Genomic DNA, 26,233 nt, shown 5'->3' on the forward strand with positions numbered 1-26,233 from the left:
ACGCGGCGCAAACCCACTGAAAAATGGCGCACAGAGAAATCTGCGCGCCATTTTTTCACCTGCGTTACGCCAGCGCTTTACTGCAGGTGATGCACTTCCTGCAAGCCATACACCGGCGTCGCAATGCCTTCCATGCGCGCCTTCAACTGCAGCGCCAGATACAGCGAGTAATGACGCGACTGGTGCAGATTGCCGCCGTGGAACCACAGCGCGGCTTGCTGCGTGGGCTTCCACATGTTGCGCTGTTCGCCCTCCCACGGCCCCGGATCCTTGGTGGTGGCCGATCCCAGCCCCCAGCACTTGCCGACCTTGTCGGCCACCTCGCGCGAGATCAGGTCGGCGGCCCAGCCATTCATGGAGCCGTATCCGGTGGCATAGACGATCACGTCGGCCGGCAATTCGCTGCCATCGGAGAGCAGGATGGAGTGCGCGCGGATCTCCTTGACGTCGACGCCGCTCTTGAGGCGGATCTTGCCCTCGGCGATCAGCTCGGAAGCACCGACGTCGATGTAGTAGCCGGACCCGCGCCGCAGGTATTTCATGAACAGGCCCGAATCGTCGTCGCCGAAATCGAGCAGGAAGCCGGCCTCTTCGAGCCGCCGGTAGAAGTCCGCATCGCGTTCGCGGATCTTGTCGAACACCTGCTTCTGCATGGACGGCAAGACCTTGTAGGGGATCGAGGCGAACAGCAGGTCGGCCTTGCCGGTCGTGAGGCCGCTGGCCACTGCGCGCTCCGAATAAAGATCACCGAGGGCCAGTTCCATCAGTGAATCGGACTTGACGATATGGGTGGAGGAACGTTGCAGCATGGTCACGTCCACGCCGTTCTCCCACAGGGCCGCGCAGATGTCGTGCGCCGAATTGTTGGAGCCGACCACCACCACTTTCTTGCCGCGATAGGCATCGGGGCCGGGATGGCGCGAGGAGTGATGCTGATCGCCCCGGAAGTTTTCCGCTCCGGGAAACTGCGGCACATTGGGCTTGCCCGACATGCCGGTAGCCAGCACCAGCTGGGTCGGCTGAAGCACGACTTCCCGGCCTTCGCGCTCGACCACGACGGTCCACTTCTGCGTGCTCTCGTCGAAGCTGGCGGACTTGCAGACGGTGCTGCCCCAGTAGTTCAGCTCCATCACCTTGGCATACATCTCCAGCCAGTCACCGATCTTGTCCTTGGGCGCGAACACCGGCCAGTTCTCGGGGAAGGGAATGTAGGGCAGATGGTCGTACCACACCGGATCATGCAGGCACAGCGACTTGTAGCGCTTGCGCCAGCTGTCGCCGGCACGCTCGTTGCGTTCGATGATGATGGTCGGTACGCCCAGCTGGCGCAGCCGCGCACCGAGGGCGATGCCACCCTGGCCGCCACCGATGATGAGGCAGTAGGGTTGCTGCTGGTAGCCCAGTTCGCGCGCCTCGGCTTCGCGCTCTTCCTTCCAGCTGCGACGCTGGGTATGCACCCCATGGACCGCACCGCGCGGACGGTTCACGCCCTTGGGTTCTTCGTGGCCCTTCAGTTCGGCGGCGGTGGTCAGCAGGGTCCAGATCTTGCCCTCGCGCAGTCGCAGGTAGCCCTTGCCGCGTGCGATGCCGGTCTCCAGCAGGATCCAGCCCTGGGTCACGCCATCGGCTTGCGATGGCGTCTCATCGGGATCCAGGCGCAGCTGTATGGGTCCCAGCTGCGGCACTTGCGATTGCAGCATGGCGCGGATCTGGTCGCGGCCTTCCAGGGTCTTGATGTTCCAGGTGAAGGCGATCAGGTCTCGCCAGTAGCCCTCCTCCTCGAACAGGGCGGCGGCCTTGGCGGCATTGCCTTCGCGCAATGCGGCTTGCAGGGTTTCCAGCGTATGGGCAATGGCCTGGCTGGCGTTTTCTTCGGGCATGACAAGTCTCCTCTATCTCGACAATAGATCTCGTGGTTGGATGGGGGTGGCGGTTCTTTGACCGCCTGGATGAAGCCTGCAGCGCTAACGTCGATGCGGCGGCAGGATGCGGTAGCGCGCCATGCGCCGGTACAGCGTGGCGCGTGACATGCCCAGCAATTGGGCGGCGTGCGGGGCACGCCATTTGCATTCGGTCAGGGCGGCGACGATCTGGTCGCGCTCCTGTCGTTCATCGGCCTTGATGGCGTTGCCCTCGTCGCTGGAGGCAGCCGGTGTCGTAAGCGCATGCGCGCGGGCCGGGCGCAGCGCGCGCGATACCGGCGCGCGTACGCGGCCATAGAGCGTGGCGCCACCGTGCAGGCGCAACAGGTGCAAGCCTTGCAGGGCGCGACTGTCGAGCAGGCTTTCAAAGTGCAGGTCGAAGATTTCGTCCAACGGGCAGGGCAAGCGTTGCAGACCGGCGATGCACTCGCGCGCACGGCCATTGGCGGCGATGACGTTGCCCAGGGCATCGAAGGCGATGAGGATTTCCGGTTGCGCTTCGACATAGTGGCGGCTGCGATGCACCAGCAGTACCCAGGCGCAGGCCATGGCGTTGAGGAAATAGCCATCTTCGATCAGGGTGGCGCTTTGCTGGACGATGCGATTGACCAGGTTCTGGCTGTCGCGCGCATCGGGTGAACGGATCGCCGAGGCATCGAGCACACCGATCAGTTCGCCCGCTGGCGAAAAGATGGGGGCGGCGCTGCAGGTCAGGGTGGTAAAGGCGGCGCGAAAATGATCGCCCTTGTGCACCGTGATGGGCAGAGCATCCTGCAGTACGGCGGCCACGCCGCAGGTGCCTTCTTCACTCTCGGACCAGCAGGAACCGAGATAAAGGCCGGCGCGCTTGAAATCCTGACGGCGTTCGCGGTCCACGCGATAGTCGATGGTGGTACCGCCGGCATTGGTGAGCATGACGCAGTAATCGGCTTCGCGCACGGTCTGGTGCAGCACCGACAGGCATTGACCGGATGCGCGCAGAAAATCCTCCTCGCCCTGCTGCACCTGGCGCAGTTCGCCGGAACTCAACACGCGCGGGCCCCGCATGTCGGCGGGGTCGAGGTGATGCTGGTCCAGTGAACGCAGATAGGACGAGCTCAGCCGTTGCAGGTAGTGACTGGCGGCGGGATCGGGCTGGCCATCGAGCAGACGGCGCACGCGGTCGAGATGGCTGACTTTCGCAACGTAGGGCATGGCGGCTCCTGGCGGGACGAGACTGCGCGAATCAATGCGGATCAATGCGGATCAGGGCGAAGACGACGGTGAAGCGATGGGTGATGTTGTAGCACAGCGTGCGCGGCGAGTTGTCCTGCGGCGCAGCATGGGGGGATGGTGAGACGCTTGTCTCACGGGCCGAGGGACTCGAGTGCATGCGGAGCTGGTGCGTTCATGTGGATGATGCAGAGGTGGCGACCTGCCAGCCGGCGGGAGAAGGGCCGCAAAAAGTCGAGACCCTCCGGCAGAAATCTGCCATGACCTCGACATCGGAGAAGGCATCGGGCAAGGTCGCCGTTCTCCCCTTTTCCCTGACTGGAGGCTCATCATGCGTACTACAGCCATCGCACCCTACGTGGTCAAGGCGCCCCCGAACAACCAGAAACCGATCGCGGGAAAGTCCCGGTCTCGAGCATCTTCACCAGCCACTTCCAGCGTTGTTCCAGGTTCGATTCGTTCACTCAAGGGATGTGTGACTGCGCCGCAGCGTCCGGTGTCTCTGGCGGACATGGAGCTGGCCATTGCCCGACGCGGCGGAGCGCCGCAATGATCGGATTGGATACCAATGTGCTGGCGCGCTATTTTGCCCAGGACCATCCGCAGCAATCGGCCCGGGCGACCGCGCTGATCGAATCGCTGGACGCGCAGCATCCGGGCTTTCTATGCCAGATCGCCCTGGCAGAACTGGTGTGGGTACTACAATCTGCCTACAAGGTGCGCAAGCCTCAATTGGTGTGCATCATCGAGCGGCTCCTGATGGCCCCGGAAATCGTGGTGGAAAACACTGAAAGTACCTTGCAGGCACTGCACCGTTTTGCTGAGTCGACAGCCGGATTCGCCGATTGTCTGATCGAGCGATGCGGCCATCAGGCGGGATGCAGCGATACGCTGACCTTTGATCGCAAGGCCGCCCGTACCGCCGGGATGCGCTTGCTCAACGACTGACGCGACGACCAGCAAGCCGCCTCTGACCCGGTCACAAAAAACCCGCACGGCATCACCCGTGCGGGTTTTTCTTTGCGCCCTGTGCGGCCCGCCAGGCCGCCCGCCGTTACAACGGAATCTGCGCCGGCACATCCTCCGGCTTCACGCCCGAGAGCTTCTCCAGGTTGCCCAGCACGGTCGGCTTGATCTTGCCGGCGGCGCGTTCGGCGGCGATCCACTTGTTGATGGTCTCGACCCAGGCCTTGCTCTCTTCCTTGGGCACGCCGATGTTGGTGGAGGTCGCTTCCAGCGGCTGCGGGACAGTCATCTTGCCCAGCGAGGGATTCTTCTTGAGGATGTTCAGGGCCAGCAGCCACACCAGCACCTGCGCATCGACGCGACCGGTCTGCAGCGCCAGGGTGGCGTCATCGGCCTTTTCCAGGCGCACGATGGTGGCATTCGGGCAGACCCGGCTGATCATCTGGTCGTGCGAGGAACCGATATCGACGGCGATCTTCACCTCCGGCTTGTTCAGGTCTGCCCAGGTCTTGTAGTCCTTCTTGGACACCACGGTGAAGGCATTCAGGAACAGTGGCTCGGAAAAATTGATCACCTCGCGCCGCGCCGGGGTCGGGTTCATGCCGAAGAACAGATCGATCTTGTGCGTCTGCAGATCCAGCACCGAATTGCCCCAGGTGGTCTCGGTGATGTCGAGCTTGACGTTCAGGCTGGCCGCCAGGCTCCTGGCAAAATCGATCATGAAACCGCCCCACTCGCCGCTGGCCAGATCCTTGTTGTAGTACGGCGCGGCACCGCGCACGGCGCCGATGCGCAGGGTCTTGGTGCGCTGTACGCGCGCCAGGGTCGGCTCGGTCGAGCCGGTCGCAGCGGCGGCCTGGGCAAAGACGTTGGGGATGGCAGTGGCGGCGGCAAGGCCGGCCACGCCAGTGATGAAACTGCGACGGTTGGTCATTCTCGGTTCTCCCTGATTTGGCGGATGGCGCCGCTGCCCTGTGGTCGGCAACATGGCGCACGGGTCTGCGGTCCGGCTTGGCCAGACCGCGTCGATGATTTTAGCCCAGCCGCAAGCCGCTCGCGCAGGCAAATGCCTGCTACGGACCTCACCAGGCGGCGCTCTCCCGGCAGGCAGGAAATTTTTTACGCCATCACCGATCGTGCGAGCTCCTGACATGGCTGTACGAAAATTGACAGCCAGCTCCCTTGTGCGAGCTTCATTGAAGATTTTTTTACAGCCACGGCATCCGGGTAAAACCGGGTAAGCCGCCGCCAGCGGAGCCTGGCGCGCGCGTAGGCTTGGCCTGTCGCGTTGATGCCGCAGGGCAATTCGGCGGAGCGCACGCGTCACGAGCATAACGGGGGATCTCATGCGCATTGAACGTCATCATCATCGCCGCAGCGGCAGCCTGCTCGCAGCCTGCCTCGGTGCCGCCGCTCTGGGCGGCTGTGCCAACTTCAGCGAAGTCAGCGCCGGGCGCGACGACCTGTACATGGTCTCGGCCACGGGCGTGAGCTACACCATGTCCATTCCGGCCCTGACCTCGGCGGCCCGCGAAAAGGCCAACGCTTTCTGCGGCAAGCAGCAGATGCGGGCCGACCTGCGCCAGCTCATCCGTGGCTGGCGGCCGATGCAGGTGGAGCTGTACTTCCGCTGCCAGCCCGCTGGAACCAGCCTGCAAGCTTTGCTGGACTGATCAGGCCGCTCAGGCCGCCGGGAAATCACGTGCGCGCAGCGGCAATCCATCCGCATCGAAGCCATCGGCCAGACGCAGCGCGGACACGCCCAGCGAGCTCACGGCATCGGCTGCATCCAAGAGCAGGGCCTGCAGATTGCCCTCCACCGCATGCTCCGACTGCGCCAACGTCGCCTCTGCACTGCGCAGCACGACTTGCAGCGTAGTCTGCTCGTCCTCGTCCACCAGTGCCAGGAAGGCGGTGGCCGCTGCCGCCTGCGCGCCGGACCGTGCCAATCCTGCTTCCAGTTCGGAAAGCATCTGCAAGGTGCGGTACTCACCATTGCCGGTGTGCTTGGCGCCATGGAACAGATCCTGGTACAGGAAATGCAGCTGGCACTGCGCAGCCTGGCCGGATTGCCCGGTCAGACATTGCTGCATCAGCGGCGTGATCTCTTGGCTCCACTGGCGGAACCGTTGCGCGCGCGATTCGAAGTAAGCATCTGCGGCGGCTTCCTCTTGCGGAATCGCGTAGAAGGGATCATTCACGTCCTTGAGCGAAAAGCCCAGCAGGAAGCGCAGTTCCAGTGCCTCGTCATCGGCCGCAAAATGACTGGCCGGCCAGCCGCGCATGCTGCGCTCGATGGCCGGCACGCTCAGGATCTTCTTGTCGGTCAGGGAGGCGAAGGCATCGCGGTTCATGGCCTCCACTTCACTGAAGCTCAGGGCGTTGATCTCTTGCGGGTGGTAGAGGTGATGCACCAGTACCACGCGCGCCTTGGGGCTTTCCAGACCGGCCTGCTGGATGCTTTCGCGCAGGGCGTCGAAGGCATCGCCATCGGCCATGGCCAGGTCCTCGCGCAGGCCACCACGCGTGCGGGCCAGCAAGGGGATCAGGAAGGCATTGATTTCCAGTTCCTTCTCGCCCCGTCGCAGCACGATGATGTCGGCGCTCTCCTCGACCACCTCGCGCAGAAAAGCATGGCCGCGCGTATCGTCGTAGCGCAGCTGCTCCAGTGCTTCGTAGAGGGTGTCATCATCGCGCTCGCGCAAGGCATGGCGCACCATGCGCTCCAGTTCATCCTGCCCGACACGACGGCCCGCACGGTCCGGAGCATCGGCGGCGACGGCACTGGCCAGTGCGACCATCTGCTGCACCCGCAGTTCGTCCTCGTCCATGGTCTGTGAGGCGGCATGCGCCTGATGCTGGCGGCGACGCGCGGCTTCAGTGGAGACGTGGGTCTTGGGCTTGTCACGCAGCGGGCCGGCAGGCGCCGGCTTGGGAGGGTGCCTGGCCTGGCCCGGCGCGGGCTTCCTGGCTCCCGGAGACTGTGGTTTGCCTGATGGGCGTTTGGCTTGATTCACTTTTTTCCTCGCTCAGTTCAGCGGTAATTTGTCGGCCGCGCTGCGGCCCGGCAGCGTGGCCAGGAACATCCCGGCCAGGGCCACGGCGAAGGCGCCGGCCTGCAGCGCGGAGAGGCTTTCACCCAGCGCCAGCACACCGACCACGGCGGCCGAGACCGGCAGCATCACGGTAAAGACGCCAGCACGTGCAGCCGGCACCACCTTCAGTCCGGTCATCCACAACCACACCGTCCAGACGCTCGCGGCCAGGGCATAGAAGACCAGCAGCAACCAGATGTTGAGCGGCACGCTGGAGAAATGGAAATGCAGTGCCGTGTACAAGCCCATGGGGGTCATCAGCAGCAGCCCCCACAGGTTGATGACGGCGCTGATGCGCTTGGGCGTGAGGACCGTGGTCAGCTTCTTGCCGATGACGGCATAGGCGGCCTCGCACAGCACGGCGCAGAACACCAGCACATTGCCCAGCCAGGCGGTCTGCCCGCCAGGTGCGGCGGCAGCGCCGTGGCCATCCTTGGCCAGGGACAGCAAGCCGATGCCGATGGCTCCGCAGGCCACCGCAGCCCAGACGCGCAGGCTGATCTTTTCCTTGAGGAAGATCCAGCTCATCACCGCCACCACGGCCGGGATGGAGGACATGATCACGCCCGCCGAGACTGCATTGGTCATCGACACGCCGGTAATCATGCACAGCGTGAAGAGAAAATTGCCGAGGAAGGATTCGAGGAAGACCAGCCAGCGCGACTGCGTGGAGAGCGGCTTTTCATCGGCCGGCTTCTTCAGCCAGCGCAGCATGGCCACCGCACCGATGGCGAAACGCAGCCAGGCCAGCAGGAACACCGGCAGCAGCGCCGCCAGCGGCTTGGTCAGCGCGACGTAGGCGCCGACCAGGGACATGCTCAGGATCAGACAGCCGTAGCCCATGGGGCGGCTGGGGGTGTAGCTCATGTTGGAGAGGGCAAGTGTGGGTGACACGACAGGCGGGATTGCCTCTCTTGTCAGCCCGCATTTTAACCGCTCGTGCACGGCATGCTGGATCCGATACCAACACGGCAAGCCCGGCCATACTGTGTTTTCAACCAGTATCGGACACTGAAATCGGTTAGAATGCCGCGACGTTTCACCTTACGTCTCTATCAAGAAATACCGCCATGCTCACCCTCACCGAACTCGAAGATGCAATCAACTACTGGCGCCAGCAGCGCCCGGCCAGCGGAGAGGAGTGCGCACTGTCCCCGGAAGTCAATGCCCTGGCGGGCCTGTACGCGATGATGATCTTCCATCGCCGCCATGAAGTGGACCTGGAGCAGATCGATGCCCAGGCACGCCAATTGATCGAAGCCTGGCTGGCCAGCTAAGCTGCGGTTTTTCGTACGCCCGCGTACAGTGACGGTCACTTCCTTGTAAGCGCGTTATCCTAGGGCCTCTGCAATTGCAGAACCTTCACGTTGTTGCCGGATCCACCCGGTATCCCTGAAAGGAAGAACGATGCGCAAGGATCAGGATCAGTCACCCCCCTCCCCACGCCGCAAGACCGCTGCCGCCGTGGCCACCAGGCCGCGCGTGGCGCTGGTGTTGCAGGGGGGCGGTGCGCTGGGTGCCTACCAGGCCGGGGTCTATCAGGCCCTGCACGAACATGACCTGACGCCCGACTGGGTGGTCGGCACCTCCATCGGTGCCATCAACGCCGCCTTGATTGCCGGCAACCCGCGCGAAACCCGCATCGCGCGCCTGCGCGAATTCTGGGAAACGGTGGCCCACCCCGACCTGTTCGACCTGCGCCAGGTGCCGGACACCCTGCGCCCCTGGGCCACGCGACTGACCACGCTGGACACCTTCCTGCGCGGTGCGCCCGGTTTCTTCCGGCCGCGTCCCCTGAACGCCTTCGCGCTGGGCCTGCCGGTGCCGCCCGACGAGGCCAGCTTCTACAGCACGGCTGAACTGGGCCAGACACTCTCGCGCCTGGTCGACTTCGATTACCTCAACGGCCCCTCGGGCATCCGCATGACGGTCTCGGCAGTCAAGGTCACCTGCGGTACGCTGGTCAATTTCGATTCGCGCAAGCGCCCCCTGGGGCCGGAGCACGTCATGGCCAGTGGCGCCCTGCCCCCGGGCTTTGCCCCGGTGCGCATCGAGGGCGAACTGTACTGGGACGGCGGCCTGTACTCCAACACGCCCCTGGAAGCCGTACTCAATGACGAAGCGCGCAGCAACCTGCTGTGCATGATGGTGGACCTGTGGCATGCCGACGGCCCTGAACCGCGTACGCTGGAAGAAGTGCAAACGCGCGAGAAGGATGTCACCTTCGCCTCGCGCTCGCAGCGTCACATCGACGCCTATCTCCAGCAATACCGCCTGCGGCGCGCTGCCCATGCACTCTACAAGCGCCTGCCCGCCGATCTGCTGACCCAGCAGGATCGCCAGATGATGGCCGAACTGGGTGCCGACAGCACCATCCACATCGTGCGCCTGGCCTATGCCGGACGCGACTGGAACATGGCCTCCAAGGACGTCAATTTCGCCAAGGGCTCGGTCATGTGGCGCTGGGAACAAGGTTATGAGGATGGCCTGCGTGCCGTCGCCCTGGGCCGGGCTTGCCCGTTCGGAGAAAGCGATACCGGCATCGTGGTCCACGACCTGCCCGGTGGTGATACCCATGCCCGTCCGGAGAAAACGGCCGACCGTTCGGCTTGATCGCGGGCAAAGCCGCAGCGGGCACGACGTCGCATAATCCCCACGGCACCCGGCATTATTTTTGTGCGACGCACAAATAACACTTGATTTCACCAAAGAAGTGCATAAAATAGGAATTGTTGCGGCGCACAAATCATGATTGTTAATTGATTCTGGTCGAAAGCCGCGCTCGAACGCCGATTGTTTTGATCGTCACGCTCGTCGGCAACTCATTTGTCATATCACTTAGGAGATGAACATGTTTTCGTACCAAGATCAGTTTTCCGCCGCTACCAAGGCCAATCTGCAAGCCCACCTGGACCTCATCAACAACCTGACCGCCAAGGCCTTCGAAGGCGTGGAAAAGATCGTTGAACTGAACCTGTCGGCCACCAAGGCGACCCTGGAAGAAGCCACCGCCGCCGCCAAGCAGCTGGCCGGCGCCAAGGATCCGCAGGAACTGCTGGCGCTGGCCGCCGCGCAAGCCCAGCCGGGCGCTGAAAAGGCCACCGCCTACAGCCGTCACCTGGCCGGTATCGTGTCCTCGACCCAGGCTGAATTCACCAAGGCGGCTGAAGCCCAGATTTCCGAAACCAGCCGCAAGCTGTCGGCCCTGATCGACGAGATCAGCAAGAATGCGCCCCCGGGTTCGGAGCAGGCCGTCTCGATCCTGAAGGCGACCCTCACCAACGCCAACGCTGCCTACGAGCAACTGTCCAAGAACTCCAAGCAAGCCGTGGAAACCCTGGAAGCCAACCTGGCCAATGCGACCAAACAGTTCACCGCTGTGGCTGAAAAGACCGTCGCTTCGACCCGCGCCAAGAAGTAATCTTCACTTCTGGCCGTAACAGCAAAACGCCGCCCCGGGCAACCGGAGCGGCGTTTTGCATTGAGTGATCCAGACCGTGGATCAGCGCATCAGGACTGCGCCACGATATCCAGCGCCAGCGCCTCGGCCACGCGGATGCCGTCGATGGCCGCCGACATGATGCCGCCGGCATAACCGGCGCCCTCGCCAGCAGGATACAGGCCCTTGGTATTGAGGCTCTGCAGGGTGTGGTCATCGCGCTTGATGCGGATCGGTGAAGAGGTACGCGTCTCGATGCCGGTCAGCACGGCGTCGTGCATGGAGTAGCCGCGAATCTGCTTCTCGAAGGCCGGCAGCGCCTCGCGGATGGCATCGATGGCGTACTTGGGCAGCGACGGGTTCAGATCCCCCAAGGTCACGCCGGGCTTGTAGGACGGCTCCACGCTGCCCAGCCGGGTCGAGGGACGATTGGCGATGAAGTCGCCCACCAGTTGGCCCGGCGCATTGTAGTTGGCCCCGCCCAGTTCGTAGGCGCGGCTTTCCCACTCGCGCTGGAAGGCGATGCCGGCCAGCGGATGGCCCGGATAGTCGGCCGGCGAGATGCCCACCACGATGCCGCTGTTGGCGTTGCGCTCGTTGCGCGAATACTGGCTCATGCCGTTGGTGACCACCCGGCCCGGCTCGGAAGTCGCCGCCACCACCGTGCCACCGGGACACATGCAGAAGCTGTAGACCGAGCGACCATTGGACGCATGGTGCACCAGCTTGTAGTCGGCCGCGCCCAGGATGGGATGACCGGCACCGGGGCCGAAGCGGCATTTGTCGATCAGCGACTGCGGGTGCTCGGCGCGGAAGCCGATGGAAAACGGCTTGGCCTCGATGTAGACACCGCGTTCGTAGAGCATCTCGAAGGTATCGCGGGCGCTGTGGCCGATGGCCAGCACCACGTGGTCGGCTTCGATCTGTTCGCCGGTATTGAGCGTCAGGCCACGGATCTGGCCGTCTTCGATGAGCACATCCTCGACGCGCTGCTCGAAACGGAATTCCCCACCCAGCTTCTCGATCTTCTCGCGCATGAGCTGGATCATCTTGACCAGGCGGAAGGTACCGATGTGGGGCTTGCTGACATACATGATCTCCGGCGGCGCATCGGCGGCCACGAATTCGGCCAGCACCTTGCGACCATAGTGCTTGGGGTCCTTGACCTGGCTGTAGAGCTTGCCGTCGGAGAAGGTCCCGGCGCCGCCCTCACCGAACTGCACGTTCGATTCCGGCTTCAACTCACGCTGGCGCCACAGGCCCCAGGTGTCCTTGGTGCGCTCGCGCACGGTCTTGCCGCGTTCCAGGATGATCGGGTTGAAGCCCATCTCGGCCAGGATCAGCGCCGCAAACAGACCGCAGGGACCGAAGCCGATCACCACCGGACGCTTCTTGATGGTCGCAGGAGCGCGCGTGACGTAGTGGTAGGAGGTATCGGGCGTGGGGCCGACATTGGTGGTCTTGACATGGCGCGCCAGGACGGCCGGCTCGTCCTTCACTTCAACATCGATGGTGTAGTTCAGGGTGATGGCCGTCTTCTTGCGGGCATCGTAGCTGCGGCGAAACAGCGTGAAGGACACCAGCTCCTCAGCCGGGATGCCCAGGCGGTCGAGGATGGCGGCGTTCAATTCTTCTTCCGTATGGCTCAACGGAAGGGTCAGTTCAGAGATGCGCAACATGTGCGGGGACTTTCAACAAGACTGGGGATGCAGGAGGTGGCGCAGGCCACGATGACCGGTGTGCTCACGGCGGAAGGCTGCGCGAAAGGCGACATTTTACTCCACCCCGGCAGGCGCTCCCAAGCGGCCCACGCCAGTTGCGCGGGTGCCACAACGGTCGTACCAACTGCGGCCAGACAAGTTGCGTAACGCAATCATCTCGCGGTACATTGATTGCACTTCGCAACCATTACAGGATATCGCCATGGACTACGATGGCCTGCACTCTCCCCCGCGTGACCAGACCATCCGCCAGTTGCGCGAGCTCTCGCGCAAGCTGGTGCGTGAGTTGGGCTTCATGCGCAGCACCCTGGCCGGCAGCGACCTGGCGCCCTCGGCGGTCCATGCCTTGATCGAGATCGGGCTGCGACCGGGTCTGCAGGCGCGGGAGCTGGGCGAGCTGCTGTATCTGGACAAGTCCAATACCAGCCGCCAGCTGGCCAAGCTGGAGGCGCTGGGGCTGGTGCGCCGCAGCCCGGTGCCAGGCGACGGGCGCGCCTTCAGCCTGGCGCTCACCGAGGACGGGCAGGCGCTGCGCAAGAAGATCGACAAATTCGCCACCGATCAGGTCTCCGGGGCTTTGCGGCGCATCCTGCCGGAAGACCAGCAGGGCCTGGTGCGTGCGCTGGCGCTGTATTCGGAAGCCCTGTCGCGCGACAATCCCAATGCCGCACCGCGCCCGGCCAAAGGCGCGACGGTGCCATTGAGTACCGGCTACCAGCCCGGCTGCATCGGAGATATTGCCAGCCTGCATGCGCGTTACTACGCCGAGGCCGCCGGGTTCGGCGTGTTCTTCGAGCACAAGGTCGCCAGCGAACTGGGCGCCTTCGTACAAACGCTGCCCCATGCGGGCAAGCAACTGTGGACTCACATCGAGCATGGGCGCTGCCTGGCCTCCATCGTGATCGATGGCGATCTGCAACGCCGGCAAGCGCATCTGCGCTGGTTCATCGTCGATGGCAGCCTGCGCGGCAGCGGCGTGGGGCGGCGCCTTCTGGAACAGGCCATGGCCTTCGTCGATGCCCATCGTCTGGCCTGCTATCTGTGGACGTTTCAGGGACTGGACGCGGCACGCCACCTCTATCTGTCCGCCGGCTTCGCGCTGGCCGAGGAATCGCCCGGCCAGCAGTGGGGAAGCCGCGTGGTGGAGCAACGTTACGTGCGTCCGGCACGCAAGAGATGAGCGGAGGATGGCGCGCGGCATGTATCGCGGCATGTATCGATGTGCCGCGATTTGTTACCGGAATTGCCCGGTACGGAACGCGCTCCGGGATAGCCACACGGGCCAGCGCTACGCACGGACACAACTGGAAACACAACATTACAGTCTTAAAGAAGCCCGGCTCCTAGAGTGGTTTCACAGCGTGGCCCTCGCGGCGCGCGCTGCATCCACGCAACACCACCTTGCAGGAGCCCGACATGAAAACCAAGACCACTCGCTTAGCCTTCGCTCTTCTCACCACCCTCTGCGCCCTCGGCGCCACTGCGGCGCTATCCCCTGCCGCCCAGGCACAGGTAGTCGGGGTGGACGTGCGCATCGGCACACCGCCCCCCGCCCCGCGCTACGAGGCAGTGCCCCCGCCGCGCCACGGCTATGCCTGGGCGCCCGGCTACTGGGCGTGGAACGGTCATCGCCACCTCTGGGTCGGCGGCCACTGGGAGCGCGTGCGCCGCGACTACGCCCGCTATGAACCGGCCCACTGGCAACCCCGTGGGCGCGGCTGGGTCTTCATTCCGGGTCACTGGGTACGTTGATGGCCCTGGCTGAGTCCGCGCCGAAGCGGGCCGGGTCCAGCGCCGCCACCAGCTCGCGGGGCAGCGGCAAGGGCTCGCGCTCGAGCATCGCGGCCAGCAGCTCGGCCATCAGCGGCGCCCAGATCAAGCCGCGCGAGGCATAGCCCAGCAGGCCGTACAGGCCATCCTGCCCGGGCAAGGCGCCCACCAGCGGCAAGCGGTCCGGTGCGATGCAGCGCTGGCCGACCCGGCCCGCCAGATGGGCATCCGCTTGCGGCAGGGGCAGGTGCGCCGCGATCTGCGGCAGCATGTGCTGCAGGCGGGCCAGATTCCCGGCGTGGCTGTCGGCGCGCAGGGCCGGATCGTCGAAACGATCATAGCTGGCACCCATGCAGACTTGACCAGCATAGGGACGCGTGAGGTAACCATCGCCACACAGGGCATACGGCAGGTCGGGAAAATCCGCTGCCGCCAAGTGCGTCACCTGCCCGCGCACCGCCGCCAAGGGCAAGCCCGCCGCCTGTTGCAACGCACGCGCCTGGGCGCCCGCCGCCATTATCACCAGCGGCGCTTGTGCAATGAGCACATCGTCGGCATCCCGTGCCTGCCACTGGTCGTCCACGCGAACCAGACGGGCGACGGCACGCCCGAAATGCGTGCGCACCTCTGCTTGCGCCTGCGCCACCGCCAGCAAGCGGCGGCATACCGAGGGCGGATTGAGCCAGCCCGCTTCCGGGAAGAAGTAGCCACCGCCCATGGTCGGCATGCCCAGCGCCGCAGCCGTCTGCTCGGCGCTCATCCAGCGGGCATAGCGCGGCGGATATTGCCACTGCTGCGCCCCCTGTTCGAAGGAGACCGCCTGCTTGGCATCGCGGCCGAACTGCAGAATGCCGCAGCGCTCGCCACGAATGGCCGTGCCCTCCTCCAAACCCACGCCGCCCAGATCGTCAAGACGCTGCGAAGCGAACAGGAAGGCTGCGCGCGTGAGCCGGGCCAGCGGACTGTCGTCACGTGCCAGCGCCGGCATGAACAGGCCACCATGATTGCCGGAGGCGCGCGTGGCGACCTGCGCCCCGGCATCGATGAGATCGATGCACCAGCCGCGTGCCGTCAGCCGCTCGGCGGCGGCGGTACCGGCCAGCCCGGCACCGATCACCAGGGCGTGGCGCTCATGCACGGGATCGCGTCGCAAAGGCGTGTCGATCCGCGCCACGTGGGTGGCCGGACGTGCCCAGGCCGGCGCATAGCGCAAGGCCAGCGCACCGTCCCGCGCTTGTCCATGGAAACCGACCTGCCGCATCGCCGCCACCAGCGCTGCCTGCCCGGCTGCGCCGAACACCAGCGCCCGGGCGCCGGTCCAGGCCAGGCGCGCCAGCCGCTTGCAGGCATGCGCATGCCAGGGCGATGCGGCCGGGTCGAAGCGGGACGGATCGGCATGGAGGTAGAACAGGTCGACCGGCGCCTCAAGCCGCGCCAGCTCTTCTTCCAGCGCGCCCCACACCAGGGTGAGCGTGAGGCGCCCTTCATCGAGCAGCAGGCGGTGTGTGCCCGGCAGCGGCAAGGGCCATGCCGTGCGCAAGGCCTGTGCATAAGTCAGATCGGCATGCAGCGCCTCGGCCTGCGGCGGATGAGGCAGGATCGCGATGTAATGCAGGCGGGCCGCACCCTGCCCCAGCGCGCGCTGGCGGGCAAAGGCATGCCAGGTGGCGAAGAAGGCATGCCCCAGGCCGAAATGCAGGTCCAGCACGGTGGCGCTGTGCTGTTCGTGCAGGCAGTCCGGCACCGGCTGCAGCGCCTGTACCACGGTATCGGCCTCGGCGCGCCAGGCAGCCAGCAGTTCCGGGAAGGCAAGTTGAAGAGGACGCGCAGGCATCTTGAAAAGCCCTGTGGATAAATCAGAGAAGGCCGCCATTCTACGCTCCCGCTTGCGTGCGGCATTGCGCCTTGACAAAGGGTAGCGCTCTCCCTAGTCTGGGCCCTCGCCGATCAACCAGCCCCGCAGCATGGCTGCGCAACGCCATGCTCGCCATCTTCAACATCGTCTTTCCGATCTTCTCGCTGATCTTCCTCGGCTGGATCTGCCGCAAGCGCCACATCCTCTCGGCGGGCGCGGCCAGCGAACTGAACCGCTTCGTGATCTGGCTGGCACTGCCGGCGCTGCTGTTCGATTCCATGTCGCGCCTGAAGGCGACCGATTTTGCCAACCTGCGCTTCATCGCCGTCTTCGCCATCGGCGTGGCCGTGGTGTTCCTGTTGACGGCCTGGCTGCGCCTGCGCCAGAAGGCGGCAGCGCCCGACGTCATCATCGACAGCCTCGGCAGTTCCTATGCCAACACCGGCTTCATCGGTATCCCGCTGTGCTACCTGGCCTTCGGCAACGAAGGCTTGCCGCCCTCGGTGATCGCCATGGTGATGACGGCCTGCCTGCTCTTCGCGGTGGCCATCGTGATGCTGGAGAGCTGTCTGCATGCCCGGGCAGGATGGATGCAGACCGTTGCCAAGGTGGGCCGCTCGCTGCTGCGCAATCCCATCATGATCGCCCCCGTGGCCGGGATCATCGTGGCCTTGAGCGGGGTGAGCCTGCCCGGCAGCGTGCAGCAGTTCTTCAAGATTCTGGGGGGTGCGGCCAGCCCTTGCGCGCTGGTTTCGCTGGGTCTGTTCCTGGCGCAACCGGTACGCGCCGGCGATGGCGCACCGGTGTGGCTGCTGGTGGCCTTCAAGCTGCTGCTGCAACCGGCCGTCACCGCCGTGCTGGCTTACTGGCTGCTGCCGCTGCCACGCCTGTGGGCCGACAGCGCGGTGCTGCTGGCAGCCCTGCCCATCGGTACCGGGCCCTTCATGCTGGCCGAGCTGTACCAGCGCGAAGTCACGGCCATGTCACGCGCCATTCTCATCTCCACCACGCTGTCATTGCCCACCATCGCCGTGATCCTGGCCTGGATTGCGCATCATTGAGCCGGATATGAACAAGGCCGCACAGCGATTGCCGTGCGGCCTGATTCGCAAACCGGGCGTGAAGGAAAATTACAAAATCACCCGCTCTTCCCGCAGGATCTGCTCGAACTTCTCGGCCGCCACCGGCGGGCTGAACAGGTAGCCCTGGATCTCGTCGCAACCATAGTGGCGCAGGTAGTCCAGCTGCTCGTCGGTCTCCACGCCTTCGGCAATGACGCGCAGTTTCAGGTGGCGCGCCAGCGAGATGATGGAGGCGGTGATGGCCGCATCGTCGGCATCGATGGTGATGTCGCGCACGAAGGAGCGGTCGATCTTGAGCACGTCGATGGGGAAGCGCTTCAGGTAGGCCAGTGAGGAATAGCCGGTGCCGAAGTCATCGATGGACAAGCGAATGCCCAGCTTCTTCAGGCCGGCCAGGATGCCGATGGCATGCTCGACATCGGTCATCATGAGGCTTTCGGTGAGTTCGATTTCCAGCGAGGCCGGTGGCAGGCCGGTACTGTCGAGCACGTCGGCAATCGAGGAGACCAGGTCCTTCTGCAGGAACTGCCCCACCGAGAGGTTGACCGAGACGCTGATGTCCTCATGCCCGGCCAGCTGCCACTGGCGGCACTGGGTGCAGGCGGTGCGCAGCACCCAGGCGCCGATGGGCAGGATCAGGCCGGTCTCTTCGGCCAGGCCGATGAAGCGCGCCGGCGAGACCATGCCCAGTTGCGGATGCTGCCAGCGGATCAGCGCCTCGCTGCCCACCACACGGCCCGAGGCCAGGTCCACCTTGGGCTGGTAATGCAGCAGGAACTCGCCGTGATCCAGCGCATTGCGCAGGTCGCCTTCGATGCGCAGACGCTCCAGCGCCTGCTCGTTCATGGCCGGCGTGTAGAACTGGAAATTGTTGCGACCAGTCTGCTTGCCACGGTACATGGCGATGTCGGCATGCTTGATGAGCGTCTCGCCGTCAGTGCCATCGTTGGGATAGCAGGCCACGCCGATGCTGCAGGTCATGAACAGCGTATGCCCGCCCAGCGTGACCGGTGCGGCCACCGCATCCATGATGCGTTGCAGGCTGCGGGTGTCGAGCGTGAGTTCATCCTGCTCGGGCAGGATCATGATGAATTCGTCGCCACCCAGGCGCGCCACGGTATCGGCTTCGCGCACGGCGGCGCGCAGGCGACCGGCCACGGTGCGCAGCAAGGTATCGCCGGCCTTGTGACCCAGCGTGTCGTTGACGAACTTGAAGCGGTCCAGGTCCACGAACACCACCCACAAAGCCTGCTTCTGGCGCTCGGCCGCGCCGATGGCCTGTTCCAGGTGATGACGCAGCATGTGGCGGTTGATCAGGCCCGTGAGCGTATCGCGGCTGGCCTGGAATTCCAGTTCGGCTTCGTAGCGCTTCATCGAGGTGATGTCGTAGAGTGCCGCCACGAAATGGGTCACCAGGCCGCCCTCGTCACGCACCGGGGCGATGTAGAAGTCATTCCACAGCTCCGAACCATCCTTGTGGTAGTTGCGCAGCACGACGTTGTGTTCGCGCTGTTCGCGCATGGCGATCCAGACGGTCTCGAAGCCTTCGGGATCACTGTCACGGCCTTCCAGGAAACGCAGGCTCTTGCCCACGGCTTCGGCGCTGCTGTAGCCGGTGATGCGGGCAAAGGCCGGGTTGACGTATTCGATGGCGTAGTCCGGCTCCTGGGCCGAGAGAATCAGGATGGCATTGGCACTGGCTTCGATGGCCTGGTGCCGCAGGCGCAGCGCACGTTCGGCCAGGCGGCGCGCCTTGATGTCGTCCGACAGCAGGGCATTGGTGGTACGCAGCTCGGCAGTCTTGTCTTCCACCAGCTGCTGCACCCGATGCGAGCGCATCGACAAGGCCCGCATGTAGGCCGCGCCCAGCAACGAGGCGATCACGCCGACCAGGCCGATGAGCAACGAGCCATAGTGATCGGAAAAGACCGAACGCGGTGGAATGCTGATCTCCATGTGCCAGCTCTGGCCGGCGATATCAAAGCTGGTGACGGTCGTGGAGGGATGGCGGAACAGGCTGCCAGGCTTGATGAGCTGGTCCAGCCACTGGGTCGGGCGCGGCTGGCTGTCATGGTGGTAGACCAGGTTGGTCGGATCGGCTTGCCGGCCGACGTAGAGACGCAAGCCGATCTCGTGGTCCGACATCAGGCCGGCGCCATCGAGGATCTTCTGCACCAGGCCGTTGAGTTCGAGCACCGCCGTGGTATCGCCGATGAGCAGTGCACGACGGGCGGCGGTATCGGTAGGCTGCACGCCGCCGCGATAGACCGGCTGGATCACCAGCAGGCCGCGTTCATCAGGGCCGGACTGGGCCAGGCGGATGGGCGGGGTGGAGGAGGGTCGGCCGCTGACGACGGCGGCATCGAGCGCCCCCATGATGGCGGGGTTGCGCGAGACGTCCAGTCCCAGCGCAGCCTCGTTGCCGGCCAGGGGCTCCACATAGTCGACCACCAGATAGGTCGGTTGCTGCGAAGCGCGCACGGACCGGTCGCCATCGAGCGCGGTGATCTCGAAACCCGGCTTGGCGCCCTGGCGCAGGGCCTCGAACACCAGCCGGTCCTCGTCGGCCACGAAGCGCTGCACGCTGAAGGCGCGCACGTAGGGATAGCGTTCCAGCAGCGGGCGGGTGAAGCTCTCGAACTGTTCGCGCGTAGGATCGCCTACGGTGGCATAGAAATGGTTCACCACCGACTGCACCTGCACCGCCTCTTCCAGCCCGCGCTGAATGGTGAAGGCGCGCAGGCCCGCCCTACGCTCGAAGTCGAGCTGGACGGCATCCTCTTCCAGATGGCTGGTGGCGACGAACACCGTCGCGGTGGCACATAAACCCAGCATCAGCGTGAGCGATGCCGACAACGTTGCCCCCAGCTTGTTGATCACACGCTGCATAAACGATTCGTTATATCCCTTGGGAGAGCCCGATCATAATCCGGTACTCCCCTCGTTATCGGTCAAAGCGCATTTATTTTTAATCGGACCCACCCCGCAGCACGCTACTCGCATATTGCCACACGGGAACAAACGCATTTGTCGAATGTGCTCCGGCTCAATATACCGATGGTGACGGGCGCTGCTCGCGTGCCGCACGTTCGATGGCCTGGGCCTGCATGAAGGCATCGAAGGAGCGTTCGATAGTGGCGCGCTCGACATCGCGGGTGATGAAGACGATGCGGCTGCGGCGGTCCTCCGAAGGCCATTGCGGCAGCGTGGCGGTGGGGTGGAAGATGTGCTGCACGCCGTGGATCACGGTCGGCTTGTCCTCTCCCTTGAGATTGAGGATGCCCTTGATGCGCAGGATGTTGGGGCCCTTGAAGCCAACCAGCAGGCTCAGCCACTCATCGAAGAGCACCGGGTCGATGGGTTCGTCGAAGGTAAAGCAGAAGGCGCGGATGTGGTCATCGTGACGGTTGACGTCATGGGCATGATCGTCGTGGTCATGGCCATGATGATCATGGTGATCGTGATGACCATGATGACCGTGATGACCGTGGTCATGATGATGATGCGCATGCGCCTGCTGCTCGGCGAAGGCTTCCTCGTTGAGCCAGCGGGCCACGTCCGGCATCTTCTCGCCTGGCTTGAACAGGCCCGCATCGAGCAACTCGGCAGCGGCGATCTGGCCGACCTGCGGCTGCAACTGGCGCGCGCCCGGATTGAGCGTGCGCAGGCGCGCCTGCAGGGCCGACAGCGTGGTGGCATCGACCAGATCGGTCTTGGTCAGCAGCAGGCGGTCGGCGACGGCGGCCTGCTGGATGGCTTCCGGATGGTTGTCCAGGGTCGCCATGCCATTGACCGCATCGACGGTCACGATCACGCCATCGAGGCGATAGCGCGCCGAGATGAAGGCGTCGGTCATCAGGGTATGCAGGATGGGGGTGGGCGAGGCCAGGCCGGTGGTCTCGATGACCACGCGGTCGAACTTGCGCTCGCCGCCCTCGGCGAAGCGCCAGGTGATGTCCTTGAGGGTTTTCTTGAGATCGCCACGGATGGTGCAACACAGGCAGCCGCTGCTCATCTCGACGATGGTCTCTTCCTGGCTGTGGGCCACCAGCAGGTGATCCAGGCCAATCTCGCCGAACTCGTTGATGATGACCAGGGTGTTCTTCATCTCCGGCTGGGTGATGAGGTGGTTCAGCAGCGTGGTCTTGCCGCTGCCGAGAAAACCGGTCAGCAGGGAAACGGGAATCGGCGCAGCGGCGGCGGGGACGGATGGATTCATGGCGGGAAACGGGATGAGTAGGGACCAAAATAGACGACCGAGCCGCCATGCTACCCGATGCGTCAAGCCGGCTGCTTCGGCCGGGCAAAAAAAAGACGGACCGCGAGGGTCCGTCCTGCCGGTGAGCCGCGCCCGGCGGGGATCGCGGTCTTTACCTGGTTTTACAGCTACGCCGATCTACTCGTTGTCATGCGCGTCCAGCGGCACCTTTTCAGGCTTTTCTTCGGTTTTGGCCAGCCCCGGCAGCAGGTGGCCCAGCTTGCGCGCCTTGGTGCCCAGGTAGCCGATGTTGAAGGGATTGTGGTTGGCGATCAACGCAATGCGCTCGGCTACCGTAATGCCGCTGTCTTCCAGCGCCTTGACCTTGCGCGGGTTGTTGGTCATCAGGCGCAGGCTGGTGATCTTCAGGTGCGCCAGCATGGGCAGCACGATGGTGTAGCGCCGCATGTCGGCGGGGAAGCCCAGGCGCTCATTGGCTTCGACGGTATCGGCCCCCTGGTCTTGCAGGTGGTAGGCGCGGATCTTGTTCAACAGGCCGATGCCGCGCCCTTCCTGGCGCAGGTAGAACAGTACGCCACGACCTTCCTTGGCGATCTTCTTGAGGGCCGCTTCGAGCTGGGCGCCGCAATCGCAGCGCTGGGAGAACAGGGCGTCGCCAGTCAGGCACTCGGAGTGCACGCGACCCAGGACCGGTTCACCATTGCCGACCTCGCCCAGGGTCAGGGCCAGATGTTCCTTGCCGGAAATTTCATCGTAGAAGGCGTGCAGTTCGAAGGTCGCCCAGGGCATGGGCAACTTGCACGAACTGACGAAAACCAGTTTTTCTTCCGGCGCGGCTGCGGCCGGTGCGATCGGTGAGGACATGACAACCTGCTTTCGAATCGAATGCTCAGAACCGCGTATCTTACCTTGCGCACGGGTTTATTTCAGCGCGGCGGCCGCTGCGGTGAAGGCAATTGTCCGATTCGTGCAGGCAATTTGAACAGACGCTGCCTGCCGGTTCATAATGCCAACCAGTCCGGGACACACCGGACACGGTGCCAGCCCCAAGGGCGGCATCCCCTTGAAAGCCGGTCAACGATAAAAAAGGGAGACAACCGTGCTGTTCGATTACGTCATCGTCGGTGGCGGCTCGGCGGGTGCCACACTGGCCGCGCGCCTGTCGGAAGATCCAGGCGTCACGGTCTGCCTGCTGGAAGCCGGCGGCCAGGGCGACAGCCTCTTGGTGCGCACCCCGGCGGCCGTGGTGGCCATGCTGCCCGGCTATGGCAAGCTCAACAACTGGGCCTTGCAGACCACGCCCCAGCCGGGCCTGAACGGCCGCCGTGGCTACCAGCCGCGCGGTCGCGCCCTGGGCGGCTCCTCGGCCATCAACGCCATGCTCTACATCCGCGGACAGCACCAGGATTACGATGGCTGGGCTCAGGCCGGCTGCCCTGGCTGGGACTGGGAGTCGGTGCTGCCCTATTTCAAGCGATCCGAAAACAATATACGCGGAGCCGATGCCTGGCACGGGGACAGCGGCCCGTTGCAAGTCTCGGAACAGAATCGCCCGCGCCCCATCACGCGCGCCTTCATCGAGGCGGCGCAGGCGCGCGGCTATCCGCTGTGCACTGACTTCAATACCGGCGACAACGAAGGCGTGGGCCTGTACCAGGTGACGCAATTCCACACACCCGCTCATCGTGGCGAGCGCTGCTCGGCGGCGGCGGCCTACCTGCATCCGGTGATGGGGCAACGGCCCAACCTGAGCGTGCTGCGCCAGGTGCGCGCGCAACGTGTGTTGTTCGAGGGCAAGCGTGCGGTGGGCGTGGCCTATCGCCAGCAGCAGCAGGATGCGCAGGTGCGCGCCACGCGTGAAGTCATCCTCGCCGCCGGGGCCTTCGGCTCGCCGCAATTGCTGCAACTGTCAGGCGTGGGCCGGCCCGAGGACATCCTGCCGCATGGCATCGCCCTGCATCACGCCCTGCCCGGCGTGGGGCAGAACCTGCAGGATCACCTCGATTTCACGCAAGGGTGGACCACCCGCGACACCGACAACTTCGGCCTGGGCGTGGTCGGCGGCCTGCGCCTCTTGGGCCAGCTACTGCCCTGGAAGCGCCATGGCGAGGGCCTCATCGCCACCCCCTTTGCCGAGGGCGCGGCCTTCCTCAAGACGCGGACCGGACTGGATCGCCCCGACATCCAGCTGCATTTTTGCATCGCCATCGTCGATGACCATGCAAGAAAGCTGCATGCCGGTTATGGCTTCTCGCTGCACATGTGCCTGCTGCGCCCGCATTCGCGCGGACGTGTGGGCCTGCAATCGGCCGATGCGATGGCCGATCCGCTCATCGATGCGGGCTATCTCTCCGACCCGCGCGACCTGCCGACCATGATCGAGGGCGCCCGCATCGCGCGCGACATTGTCATGACAGAACCGCTGCGCCGCTACTGCCGGCGTGAACTGTTCGGTGGCCGGGAGGGCATGGATGAGGCGGCATGGGAAGCCATGATCCGTCGGCGCGCCGACACCATCTATCATCCCGTAGGCACTTGCCGCATGGGTGCGGACCCGATGGCGGTGGTCGATGCGCAATTGCGCGTGCATGGCCTGCACGGTCTGCGCGTGGTCGACGCCTCGGTGATGCCCACGCTGGTGAGCGGCAACACCAATGCACCCACCATCATGATTGCCGAGAAGGCAGCCGACATGATCCGCGCCAGCCAGGCGCATGCCGAAGCGGCCTGACATCGCTCGATAATGCAATGCAAGGATGAATCAATGACCGATACCACCGCTGCAGAATTGCAGCAGCTTTTCACCGCGCAGCAACAAGCGTTCACCGCCCACGGCGATCCCTCCCATGCGCTGCGCATGGACCGGCTGGCTCGTCTGCTGGCGCTGCTGGACGAGCATGAGACCGCCCTCATCGCCGCCATCGATGCCGACTTCGGTGGCCGTTCGCATCATGAGACGCGCATGGCTGAACTCTTCGTTCTGCGCGCCGGGATCCGCCATGCGCAATCGCACCTGAAGCGCTGGATGCGACCGCAACGGGTGGCCACCGCCCTGCACTTCCTGCCCGGCAGCAATCGCCTGCTGGCGCAGCCACTGGGTGTGGTGGGCATCATCTCGCCGTGGAACTATCCGCTGCAACTGGCGCTGGGTCCGGCGCTGGCGGCCTTGGCGGCGGGCAACCGGGTGCTGCTCAAACCCTCGGAACTGACACCGCGCCTCTCTGCCCTGCTGGCCGAGCTGGTAGCGCGGTATTACGCCCCGGAGGAAATGGCCGTGGTCACCGGGGACGCCGGCATCGGACAAGCCTTTGCTTCACTGCCGTTCGATCATCTGTTCTTTACCGGATCGACCCAGGTCGGGCGGCAGATCGCACAACTGGCGGCGGCCAATCTCACGCCGGTCACGCTGGAACTGGGCGGCAAATCACCGGCCATTCTCGATGTCTCGTGCCGCATGACGAGCAGCCTGCAACGCATCGCCTTCGGCAAGCTGCTCAATGCCGGGCAGACCTGCGTGGCCCCGGACTACCTGCTGGTGCCGCGTGGTCAGGCGGCCAGCGTAGCGCAGCAACTGGTCGCAGCCATGGGCCGGCTGTATCCGCGTCTGCACGACAACCCGGACTACACCGCCATCATCAGCCCGCGCCATCGTGCGCGCTTGCAGGCGCTGGTGGAGGACGCCCGCACGCGGGGTGCACGGGTGATCGAAGTCAACCCCGCGGGGGAAGACCTGGAGCAGAGCCGCAAGCTGATGCCCACGCTGATCCTGGGCGCGAGCCCGGCGATGCGGGTGCTGCAGGAAGAGATCTTCGGGCCGGTCCTGCCCATCCTGGAATACGACACGCCAGAGCAAGCCATCGCCCATGTGCAGCAAGGTCCGCGTCCGCTGGCGCTGTACTGGTTCGGCGAGGATACGGCGCGGCGCGAGCAGGTGCTGCGGCAGACCCATGCGGGCGGCGTGACCATCAATGATTGCCTGTGGCACCTGGTGCAGGAGGAGCAGCCCTTTGGCGGTGTCGGCGAAAGCGGCATGGGGGCGTATCACGGACGCTGGGGCTTCGATACCTTCAGCAAGCGCAAGCCGGTGTTCCGGCAGGCGCGTTGGAACGGCGGGACGCTGTTGCATCCGCCTTATGGAAAAACGTTTGAATGGGTGATGGGGTTGATCAGGCGATTGAGCTGATGCCGCTCATCCGGGCGCCGGCAGCAGATCCAGGTACAAGCGCAGCGAACGCTGCACGCACTCGGCCACAAGGGTGGTGATGGCCGCATGGTCGCCGCTGACGCAGGCTTCATCGAGGGCGTCGTAATACGCCAGGCGATCTTCCTTGCGGATGACCGCCGGGGGATAGCCGGATTTCATCAGTTCCAGATTCAACAGCAGGCGACCAGTGCGGCCATTGCCATCGATGAAGGGATGGATCTTCACGAAGCGCGTATGCAATTGCGCCGCACGTTCGACCGCATGCAGGCTGCCGGCCTGCTGATACCACGCCAGCAAGGCGCGCATTTCATCGTTGAGATGCAGGAAATCGGGCGGGGTGGTGCTGGCGCCGGCGATCACCACGTTCTCGCGGCGATAGCGGCCGGCTTCATCGGCATCGATCCCCTTGAGCACGAGACTGTGGATGTCCTTGATGTGCGCTTCGCTCAGGGGCTCGCAGCCGGCCACGAGCTGCTCGACGAAGAAGATGGCATCGCGGTGATTGATGGCCTCGAAGTGCTCGCGCAGCGACTTGCCACCGACGGTGATGCCTTCCAGCACTACCTTGGTTTCACGCAGGGTCAGCGTGTTGCCTGCGAGGGCATTGGAATGGAAAGTCCAATCCAATACCAATTTCTCGCGCAGCGATGCTTGCGTATAAGGAGGCAGAGGGCGCGCTGCATCAAGCGCTGACTTCGCAGCATTGACCGCGACGTGCCTGGCGGCCGGTGACATGGCCCTCTATGAA

22 protein-coding genes are annotated in these 26,233 nt (G+C 64.6%); 10 read left to right on the plus strand and 12 right to left on the minus strand.

Annotated features, from left to right (window positions below; genetic code table 11):
- Positions 1-77 precede the first annotated feature (77 nt).
- From HNO82_RS16205 to HNO82_RS16215, 3 genes are all read right to left on the minus strand, one after another.
- A complete protein-coding gene (locus HNO82_RS16205) occupies positions 78-1,880 on the minus strand; it encodes an NAD(P)/FAD-dependent oxidoreductase (protein WP_175344421.1) in 1,803 nt (600 codons plus the stop codon).
- 84 nt (positions 1,881-1,964) lie between these two features.
- Positions 1,965-3,116, minus strand: a complete 1,152-nt coding sequence (locus HNO82_RS16210) for a helix-turn-helix domain-containing protein (protein WP_175344422.1) — start codon at positions 3,114-3,116, stop codon at positions 1,965-1,967.
- 31 nt (positions 3,117-3,147) lie between these two features.
- A complete protein-coding gene (locus HNO82_RS16215) occupies positions 3,148-3,294 on the minus strand; it encodes a hypothetical protein (RefSeq protein ID WP_175344423.1) in 147 nt (48 codons plus the stop codon).
- 389 nt (positions 3,295-3,683) lie between these two features.
- Between HNO82_RS16215 and HNO82_RS16220 the strand changes: the two genes are divergently transcribed.
- Positions 3,684-4,082 carry a type II toxin-antitoxin system VapC family toxin gene (locus tag HNO82_RS16220; protein ID WP_175344424.1) on the plus strand — a complete coding sequence of 133 codons (399 nt, stop codon included), beginning with the start codon at positions 3,684-3,686 and terminating at the stop codon, positions 4,080-4,082.
- Positions 4,083-4,188: 106 nt separating this feature from the next.
- Here HNO82_RS16220 and HNO82_RS16225 read toward each other — a convergent pair whose 3' ends face one another.
- On the minus strand, positions 4,189-5,034 hold the full coding sequence (locus HNO82_RS16225) for a transporter substrate-binding domain-containing protein (RefSeq protein WP_008333817.1): 846 nt from the start codon (positions 5,032-5,034) through the stop codon (positions 4,189-4,191).
- Between the two features lie 412 nt (positions 5,035-5,446).
- Between HNO82_RS16225 and HNO82_RS16230 the strand changes: the two genes are divergently transcribed.
- Positions 5,447-5,773 carry a hypothetical protein gene (locus tag HNO82_RS16230; protein WP_175344425.1) on the plus strand — a complete coding sequence of 109 codons (327 nt, stop codon included), beginning with the start codon at positions 5,447-5,449 and terminating at the stop codon, positions 5,771-5,773.
- Between the two features lie 9 nt (positions 5,774-5,782).
- Here the strand turns inward: HNO82_RS16230 and HNO82_RS16235 are convergent, their stop codons facing one another.
- Positions 5,783-7,117, minus strand: coding sequence for a DUF2863 family protein (locus tag HNO82_RS16235; protein ID WP_175344426.1), 1,335 nt, complete (start codon positions 7,115-7,117; stop codon positions 5,783-5,785).
- A 12-nt stretch (positions 7,118-7,129) separates the two neighbouring features.
- Positions 7,130-8,062, minus strand: a complete 933-nt coding sequence (locus HNO82_RS16240) for a DMT family transporter (protein ID WP_034351512.1) — start codon at positions 8,060-8,062, stop codon at positions 7,130-7,132.
- Positions 8,063-8,265: 203 nt separating this feature from the next.
- Between HNO82_RS16240 and HNO82_RS16245 the strand changes: the two genes are divergently transcribed.
- The 3 genes from HNO82_RS16245 to phaP all read left to right on the plus strand — a co-directional run bounded on the left by HNO82_RS16245 (position 8,266) and on the right by phaP (position 10,616).
- Positions 8,266-8,472, plus strand: a complete 207-nt coding sequence (locus HNO82_RS16245) for a DUF3717 domain-containing protein (protein WP_008333821.1) — start codon at positions 8,266-8,268, stop codon at positions 8,470-8,472.
- 130 nt (positions 8,473-8,602) lie between these two features.
- Complete coding sequence (locus HNO82_RS16250) at positions 8,603-9,808, plus strand: patatin-like phospholipase family protein (protein ID WP_175344427.1); 1,206 nt, start codon at positions 8,603-8,605, stop codon at positions 9,806-9,808.
- 238 nt (positions 9,809-10,046) lie between these two features.
- Entirely contained in the window at positions 10,047-10,616 is a 570-nt protein-coding gene (gene phaP / locus HNO82_RS16255) for a TIGR01841 family phasin (protein ID WP_008333823.1), read from the plus strand.
- Between the two features lie 89 nt (positions 10,617-10,705).
- On the opposite strand, the gene HNO82_RS16260 is transcribed toward phaP, so the two are convergent.
- Positions 10,706-12,313, minus strand: coding sequence for an NAD(P)/FAD-dependent oxidoreductase (locus tag HNO82_RS16260; protein ID WP_008333825.1), 1,608 nt, complete (start codon positions 12,311-12,313; stop codon positions 10,706-10,708).
- Positions 12,314-12,557: 244 nt separating this feature from the next.
- Between HNO82_RS16260 and HNO82_RS16265 the strand changes: the two genes are divergently transcribed.
- Positions 12,558-13,535: a helix-turn-helix domain-containing GNAT family N-acetyltransferase gene (locus HNO82_RS16265; RefSeq protein WP_008333827.1), complete on the plus strand. Its 978-nt coding sequence runs from the start codon at positions 12,558-12,560 to the stop codon at positions 13,533-13,535.
- 347 nt (positions 13,536-13,882) lie between these two features.
- A complete protein-coding gene (locus HNO82_RS16270; RefSeq protein ID WP_349627570.1) occupies positions 13,883-14,107 on the plus strand; it encodes a YXWGXW repeat-containing protein in 225 nt (74 codons plus the stop codon).
- Here the strand turns inward: HNO82_RS16270 and mnmC1 are convergent.
- Positions 14,082-15,959: an FAD-dependent 5-carboxymethylaminomethyl-2-thiouridine(34) oxidoreductase MnmC1 gene (mnmC1, locus tag HNO82_RS16275; RefSeq protein ID WP_175344428.1), complete on the minus strand. Its 1,878-nt coding sequence runs from the start codon at positions 15,957-15,959 to the stop codon at positions 14,082-14,084. The two genes, HNO82_RS16270 and mnmC1, sit on opposite strands and share 26 nt — an antisense overlap.
- 146 nt (positions 15,960-16,105) lie before the next feature.
- Here mnmC1 and HNO82_RS16280 point away from each other — a divergent pair, with 146 nt between their 5' ends.
- Positions 16,106-17,041: an AEC family transporter gene (locus HNO82_RS16280; protein ID WP_008333833.1), complete on the plus strand. Its 936-nt coding sequence runs from the start codon at positions 16,106-16,108 to the stop codon at positions 17,039-17,041.
- Between the two features lie 69 nt (positions 17,042-17,110).
- On the opposite strand, the gene HNO82_RS16285 is transcribed toward HNO82_RS16280, so the two are convergent.
- The 3 genes from HNO82_RS16285 to ribA form a co-directional block, all read right to left on the minus strand.
- Positions 17,111-19,951, minus strand: coding sequence for a bifunctional diguanylate cyclase/phosphodiesterase (locus tag HNO82_RS16285; RefSeq protein ID WP_175344429.1), 2,841 nt, complete (start codon positions 19,949-19,951; stop codon positions 17,111-17,113).
- Positions 19,952-20,108: 157 nt separating this feature from the next.
- The gene (locus tag HNO82_RS16290; RefSeq protein ID WP_175344430.1) at positions 20,109-21,281 is read right to left on the minus strand and encodes a CobW family GTP-binding protein; all 1,173 of its coding nucleotides are present in this window, start codon (positions 21,279-21,281) and stop codon (positions 20,109-20,111) included.
- A 177-nt stretch (positions 21,282-21,458) separates the two neighbouring features.
- Entirely contained in the window at positions 21,459-22,145 is a 687-nt protein-coding gene (gene ribA / locus HNO82_RS16295; protein ID WP_008333841.1) for a GTP cyclohydrolase II, read from the minus strand.
- A gap of 235 nt (positions 22,146-22,380) precedes the next feature.
- Between ribA and HNO82_RS16300 the strand changes: the two genes are divergently transcribed.
- Positions 22,381-24,012 carry a GMC family oxidoreductase gene (locus HNO82_RS16300; RefSeq protein WP_175344431.1) on the plus strand — a complete coding sequence of 544 codons (1,632 nt, stop codon included), beginning with the start codon at positions 22,381-22,383 and terminating at the stop codon, positions 24,010-24,012.
- Between the two features lie 33 nt (positions 24,013-24,045).
- A complete protein-coding gene (locus tag HNO82_RS16305) occupies positions 24,046-25,464 on the plus strand; it encodes a coniferyl aldehyde dehydrogenase (RefSeq protein ID WP_175344432.1) in 1,419 nt (472 codons plus the stop codon).
- Between the two features lie 6 nt (positions 25,465-25,470).
- On the opposite strand, the gene HNO82_RS16310 is transcribed toward HNO82_RS16305, so the two are convergent.
- On the minus strand, positions 25,471-26,220 hold the full coding sequence (locus HNO82_RS16310) for a Fic family protein (protein ID WP_175344433.1): 750 nt from the start codon (positions 26,218-26,220) through the stop codon (positions 25,471-25,473).
- Between the last annotated feature and the right edge of the window lie 13 nt (positions 26,221-26,233).

Origin of the sequence: Herbaspirillum sp. C9C3, from assembly GCF_013359625.1 — a bacterium.
Classification (GTDB): domain Bacteria; phylum Pseudomonadota; class Gammaproteobacteria; order Burkholderiales; family Burkholderiaceae_D; genus Herbaspirillum.

What these genes read in the sequence shown, in the direction of transcription:
- HNO82_RS16225 (WP_008333817.1), bottom strand. Translation starts at nt 5,034, where the DNA reads ATGACCAACCGTCGCAGTTTCATCACTGGCGTGGCCGGCCTTGCCGCC.
- HNO82_RS16290 (WP_175344430.1), bottom strand. Translation starts at nt 21,281, where the DNA reads ATGAATCCATCCGTCCCCGCCGCCGCTGCGCCGATTCCCGTTTCCCTG.
- HNO82_RS16260 (WP_008333825.1), bottom strand. Translation starts at nt 12,313, where the DNA reads ATGTTGCGCATCTCTGAACTGACCCTTCCGTTGAGCCATACGGAAGAA.
- HNO82_RS16245 (WP_008333821.1), top strand. Translation starts at nt 8,266, where the DNA reads ATGCTCACCCTCACCGAACTCGAAGATGCAATCAACTACTGGCGCCAG.
- HNO82_RS16285 (WP_175344429.1), bottom strand. Translation starts at nt 19,951, where the DNA reads ATGCAGCGTGTGATCAACAAGCTGGGGGCAACGTTGTCGGCATCGCTC.
- ribA (WP_008333841.1), bottom strand. Translation starts at nt 22,145, where the DNA reads ATGTCCTCACCGATCGCACCGGCCGCAGCCGCGCCGGAAGAAAAACTG.
- HNO82_RS16240 (WP_034351512.1), bottom strand. Translation starts at nt 8,062, where the DNA reads ATGAGCTACACCCCCAGCCGCCCCATGGGCTACGGCTGTCTGATCCTG.
- HNO82_RS16310 (WP_175344433.1), bottom strand. Translation starts at nt 26,220, where the DNA reads ATGTCACCGGCCGCCAGGCACGTCGCGGTCAATGCTGCGAAGTCAGCG.
- phaP (WP_008333823.1), top strand. Translation starts at nt 10,047, where the DNA reads ATGTTTTCGTACCAAGATCAGTTTTCCGCCGCTACCAAGGCCAATCTG.
- HNO82_RS16305 (WP_175344432.1), top strand. Translation starts at nt 24,046, where the DNA reads ATGACCGATACCACCGCTGCAGAATTGCAGCAGCTTTTCACCGCGCAG.
- HNO82_RS16280 (WP_008333833.1), top strand. Translation starts at nt 16,106, where the DNA reads ATGCTCGCCATCTTCAACATCGTCTTTCCGATCTTCTCGCTGATCTTC.
- HNO82_RS16210 (WP_175344422.1), bottom strand. Translation starts at nt 3,116, where the DNA reads ATGCCCTACGTTGCGAAAGTCAGCCATCTCGACCGCGTGCGCCGTCTG.
- HNO82_RS16220 (WP_175344424.1), top strand. Translation starts at nt 3,684, where the DNA reads ATGATCGGATTGGATACCAATGTGCTGGCGCGCTATTTTGCCCAGGAC.
- HNO82_RS16215 (WP_175344423.1), bottom strand. Translation starts at nt 3,294, where the DNA reads ATGCACTCGAGTCCCTCGGCCCGTGAGACAAGCGTCTCACCATCCCCC.
- mnmC1 (WP_175344428.1), bottom strand. Translation starts at nt 15,959, where the DNA reads ATGCCTGCGCGTCCTCTTCAACTTGCCTTCCCGGAACTGCTGGCTGCC.
- HNO82_RS16265 (WP_008333827.1), top strand. Translation starts at nt 12,558, where the DNA reads ATGGACTACGATGGCCTGCACTCTCCCCCGCGTGACCAGACCATCCGC.
- HNO82_RS16230 (WP_175344425.1), top strand. Translation starts at nt 5,447, where the DNA reads ATGCGCATTGAACGTCATCATCATCGCCGCAGCGGCAGCCTGCTCGCA.
- HNO82_RS16250 (WP_175344427.1), top strand. Translation starts at nt 8,603, where the DNA reads ATGCGCAAGGATCAGGATCAGTCACCCCCCTCCCCACGCCGCAAGACC.
- HNO82_RS16205 (WP_175344421.1), bottom strand. Translation starts at nt 1,880, where the DNA reads ATGCCCGAAGAAAACGCCAGCCAGGCCATTGCCCATACGCTGGAAACC.